We start from the raw sequence: 4,376 nt of genomic DNA, 5'->3' as shown, positions 1-4,376 counted from the left end.
TGCAATTATGGCAACAATGGGATGGAAATTCACACAACTTAAATGAATACCAAGGAGGCTATGCCCAGGTAAACAAATTGGGGTCCTGCAGGGCCTATCAGTTCGTTGGGTTCTATGGCGGGAACAATGGCTCGCAAGACGGGACGGTAACCCCGACAAGATACCTTCCGGTTGGGCAGGGCTTTATCACAGAGATCATAGCCAACGGAACGGTGGTTTTCAATAACGGACAAAGGGTATTCGTTAAAGAAGCCGATGCCGACGGTTCTTACGGCAATGGATCAACCTTTTCAAAATCATCTAAGGCTAAAAGCAAAAGCTCGTCCGAGGCACAACCAAGCGATGTGATGAAGAAAATCCGTTTGGAGTTTAATTCGGTGGTGGGGCCAAAAATACGAAGGGAACTGCTTATGGGCTTCAGTGAAGCGACTACCGATGGGTATGACTATGGCTATGACGCCGAGTGCGACGAGGGCAGCAACAACGATTTCAACCTAGATCTGGACGGAAAGAACATGAACATACAGGCATACGGACCTATTGCCAACGATAAGGTGGTACCACTGAACTTTAAATCATCGGGCAACAATACCTTTGAGATCAGGGCAACGGAGCTTGAAAACTTAGATGGAGACCAAGATGTATATTTAAGAGACAATGAAACAGGCGAATATTTCGATCTGACCCAAAGTACGCCCTACAGGTTCTCATCGCTACAGGGCAAGTTCAACAAAAGGTTCGAGATCGTGTTCCAGACAGAACAGCAGGGCCTAAGTACGGAAGAAACAGCCACTAACGAGAATTTTATTTACTACCAAAACGCAACAAGCACCTTGTACGGTAAAAAAATGAGCTCCTCTATCGATAAACTGGCCATAGTAAATATGCGCGGGCAAACGGTAATGGAATTTAACGACGTACCACGGGAAGCCCTCAAAAACGGGCTAAAAATATCAAACGTGCCAACAGGGACCTATGTGGCATGGTTTAGGGCCAAAACGGGTGAGGTAACCTCCAAAAAAATAATTGTTAATTAGTTTAAACAGTATCATGTTTAGTAGTTTTTGGTATTTTAACGGATTTATATGTTGTTTAATCGATAAAAAGTCCTCGTTTTATTAGATTATTAAATGATTTATTATTAATATTGCCCTAATTAATTCATTCAAGGCCATTAATTTGGTTTGTTTATTAATGTTTACTCCCCTCAAGTATTCATTTTGTAGTATTAAATTTATGTATACAAAAAAAATGAATAATTAAAGTCCCAAATCTAACTGTTAACATTATGAAGCCTACTTTACATATCATTTTATGTATATTATGTTTGTTTCTGTTTCGCCCCGTCGAAGCTCAGACTTGTAGTGGCACACCATTTAATTCACCAGGCGCACCAACTAACTGTACTTATAGTTTTACATCTTCAGGCTGGGTTAATGCTTTAGGTTTGCCCATTTCAGCTCCTACCACTAACAATTCGGGAGAGTCTATTTGTATTCGAGCCAATAATGCTAATAATTTCACTTTAATAAAAGGAACTTTTTATGTAGCACCAGGTGTTACGTATTCGGGTTCTATAAATGGGTTTAATAATGGTTCGACATTGATTATAGAAGGAACCATGAATTTACCAACAAATACGTCCTTTAGTACTACAGATATTTTTATTGAATCTACTGGTGCTTTCAGATATCCAACTAATTTAGCGCCTAGTGGAGCTACTGTTATTAAAAACAAGGGAGTTGTGAATGTAATAGGATCTTTAAACACTTCTGGAACAAACGGTGCATTAGTTATTAATTATCAAAACGCAAGGATTAACGTACAAGGAGATGTTCCTTTAAATAGTCCTTTGAAAAATTGTGGAATTGTAGATGTAACGGGTTCTGTGACTGGTACGGGGGGAAGTGGACTCGAAAATTATTGCTCAATGTATATCCGGGGGAATTTAAGTTTTAATTCTAATGTCACTAATAATGGTTTAATAATTTTAGATGGTAGTCTTACTGTTAATAGTTCTACTTTTTTTAATTATGGTACATTAGTAACTACTAATTTAGTTTTAACCAACGACAAAATTGTTGGTAATAATATCAACTCTTTAGTAATTGTTAGACAAAATGCGCAACTTTTAAATGGAGCGAGTATTACTGGCAATATGTTTTATGATGTAGATGACGGCGGAGGATTTGATTCAGTTTGTGGTAGTTGTACCCAAGAAATAGACATTGTACATAATATTGTAATTCCAGCAACGAATGAAGAAATTTTATCTAATTGCGGAAGTGGTGTTGTAGTGAACCCTTTTATTGAAGAATCTAAGCTTGATTTTGATGGAATAGATGATTATGTAACAACATCCAATTTTATTAACGGTAAAAGCAATATAACTATCATGGCTTGGGTATTGTCCGATTCCGGAAACACCACCAATATGACCATTGCGGGCGAGGATGTAGGCTGTAGATTATGGCTGGCAAATGGCAATAAACCCACATTCACCTTAAAAACGGCAGCAACAACCTTAAAAACAATTTCGGCAGCTGCTAATATTAAATACGATGAATGGCACCATATAACTGGAACTTTTTCTAGTACCACAGGACTTATGAAACTGTATGTAGATGGTGTTTTTTCAACAAGTGTAAATGTTGGTGCTACTGGGTCTGCCATAGCCAATTCTGCCTCTACAAATGGTAATTTTGAAATAGGGCGCAGATCAACCGGTACTGGAAGTGAATACTTTAAAGGCGATATAGATGAAGTAAGGGTTTTTAATACAACACTTACAGATAGCCAAATACAACGTGTGGTTTATCAAGAAATTAAAAATAATGGCGGTATAGTAAAAGGAAAAGTAATTAATAAAAATATTACAGATACCTCCACCAATGCCACAATAGCATGGACAACTTTATTAGCATATTACCCTTTAAGCAATATTGTTTCTAATACGCGTACTTCAGATTTTTCATCTTTTAATAGAATTACTAAAGTTCGTAATATTTCTACATTTCAAGATGAAACCGCCCCAATACCTTATGTAACAAAGGCAGATGGCGATTGGGCATCTGCAAACACTTGGCTATATGGCAGTGTCTGGGATATTAAAGATGCAACAAGTATTAAAGACTGGAGTATTATAGAAATCAAACACAATGTGTCAACCAATAATTCATTAAAATCTATTGGATTATATATTGATACGAATAAAACATTAACAGTAAACGGCACGAATCAAGTTAGTAATAGTTGGTATTTCGGATTAAACGGCACCTTAGACCTAAAAGACGATTCACAACTTATACAAACTTCAACCAGCGACCTGGTAACTTCTGCCACAGGAAAAATTCTACGCCGCCAAAAAGGTACTTCTAATGTGTTTAGGTACAACTATTGGTCATCGCCAGTAGGAACCACAGGGGCAACAGGCTTGACCAATAACAACGCAGCAACCAACAATGCCAATAATACGGCCTTTAAGCTAAACATGCTTAAAAACGAGTTGGGAATTAATATGCAATTTACCTCGTCGTATAATCAAACGAACAAAATAAGCACAACATGGTTATATACCTATAAAAATGGTCTGACCTACTGGGATTGGGTATCATTAAGCCCAAGCGCATTATTAAACCCGGGTATTGGTTATACCCAAAAAGGCACTGGAAATGCTGGTTTGCAGCAACAATACATCTTTGAAGGCAAGCCCAATAATGGGACTATTTTAGTAAGTGTTACCGATAAAGGCGGCCCTGGATCTGTAACTTCTGTATCAAAAACAGAATTCCTTTTAGGAAACCCCTATCCATCAGCATTAGATGTTCATAAATTTATTGATGATAATGCGGGAGTTATAGGAGGTCATTTACAGCTATGGCAACAGTGGGATGGAAATTCACACAACTTAAATGAATACCAAGGTGGCTATGCCCAAGTAAACAAATTAGGGTCTTGTAGAGCGTATCAATTTGTTGGGTTCTATGGCGGGAACAATGGCTCGCAAGACGGGACGGTAACCCCGACAAGATACCTTCCGGTTGGGCAGGGCTTTATTACAGAAATTATAGCCAACGGAACGGTGGTTTTCAATAACAGCCAAAGGATTTTTGTTAAGGAGTCTGATGCCAACGGCACATATAATAACGGCTCTACATTCTTAAAATCTACAAAACCGAAAACAAAGGATAAGAATTCAGGCGAAGAGCAACAAAATAACTCAATGAAGAAAATCCGCATGGAGTTTAATTCGGTGGTGGGTCCAAAAACACGAAGAGAAGTGCTTATGGGCTTCAGTGAAACAACTACCGACGGGTATGATTATGGCTATGACGCCGAGTGCGACGAGGGCAGCAACAACGATTTCAACCTAGATC

General features: G+C 38.3%; 2 protein-coding genes. Both read left to right on the top strand.

The window, feature by feature from the left end; translation table 11 throughout:
- Positions 1-1,037: hypothetical protein (locus VP395_RS15720; RefSeq protein WP_346242979.1), on the top strand; the 1,037-nt coding region annotated here is incomplete at its 5' end.
- Between the two features lie 251 nt (positions 1,038-1,288).
- On the top strand, positions 1,289-4,376 hold a 3,088-nt coding region (locus tag VP395_RS15715; protein WP_346242978.1), incomplete at its 3' end, for a LamG-like jellyroll fold domain-containing protein.

The organism is Mariniflexile soesokkakense (genome assembly GCF_039650365.1).
Lineage (GTDB): Bacteria > Bacteroidota > Bacteroidia > Flavobacteriales > Flavobacteriaceae > Mariniflexile > Mariniflexile soesokkakense.
This window is presented reverse-complemented; position numbering and strand designations above follow the sequence as displayed.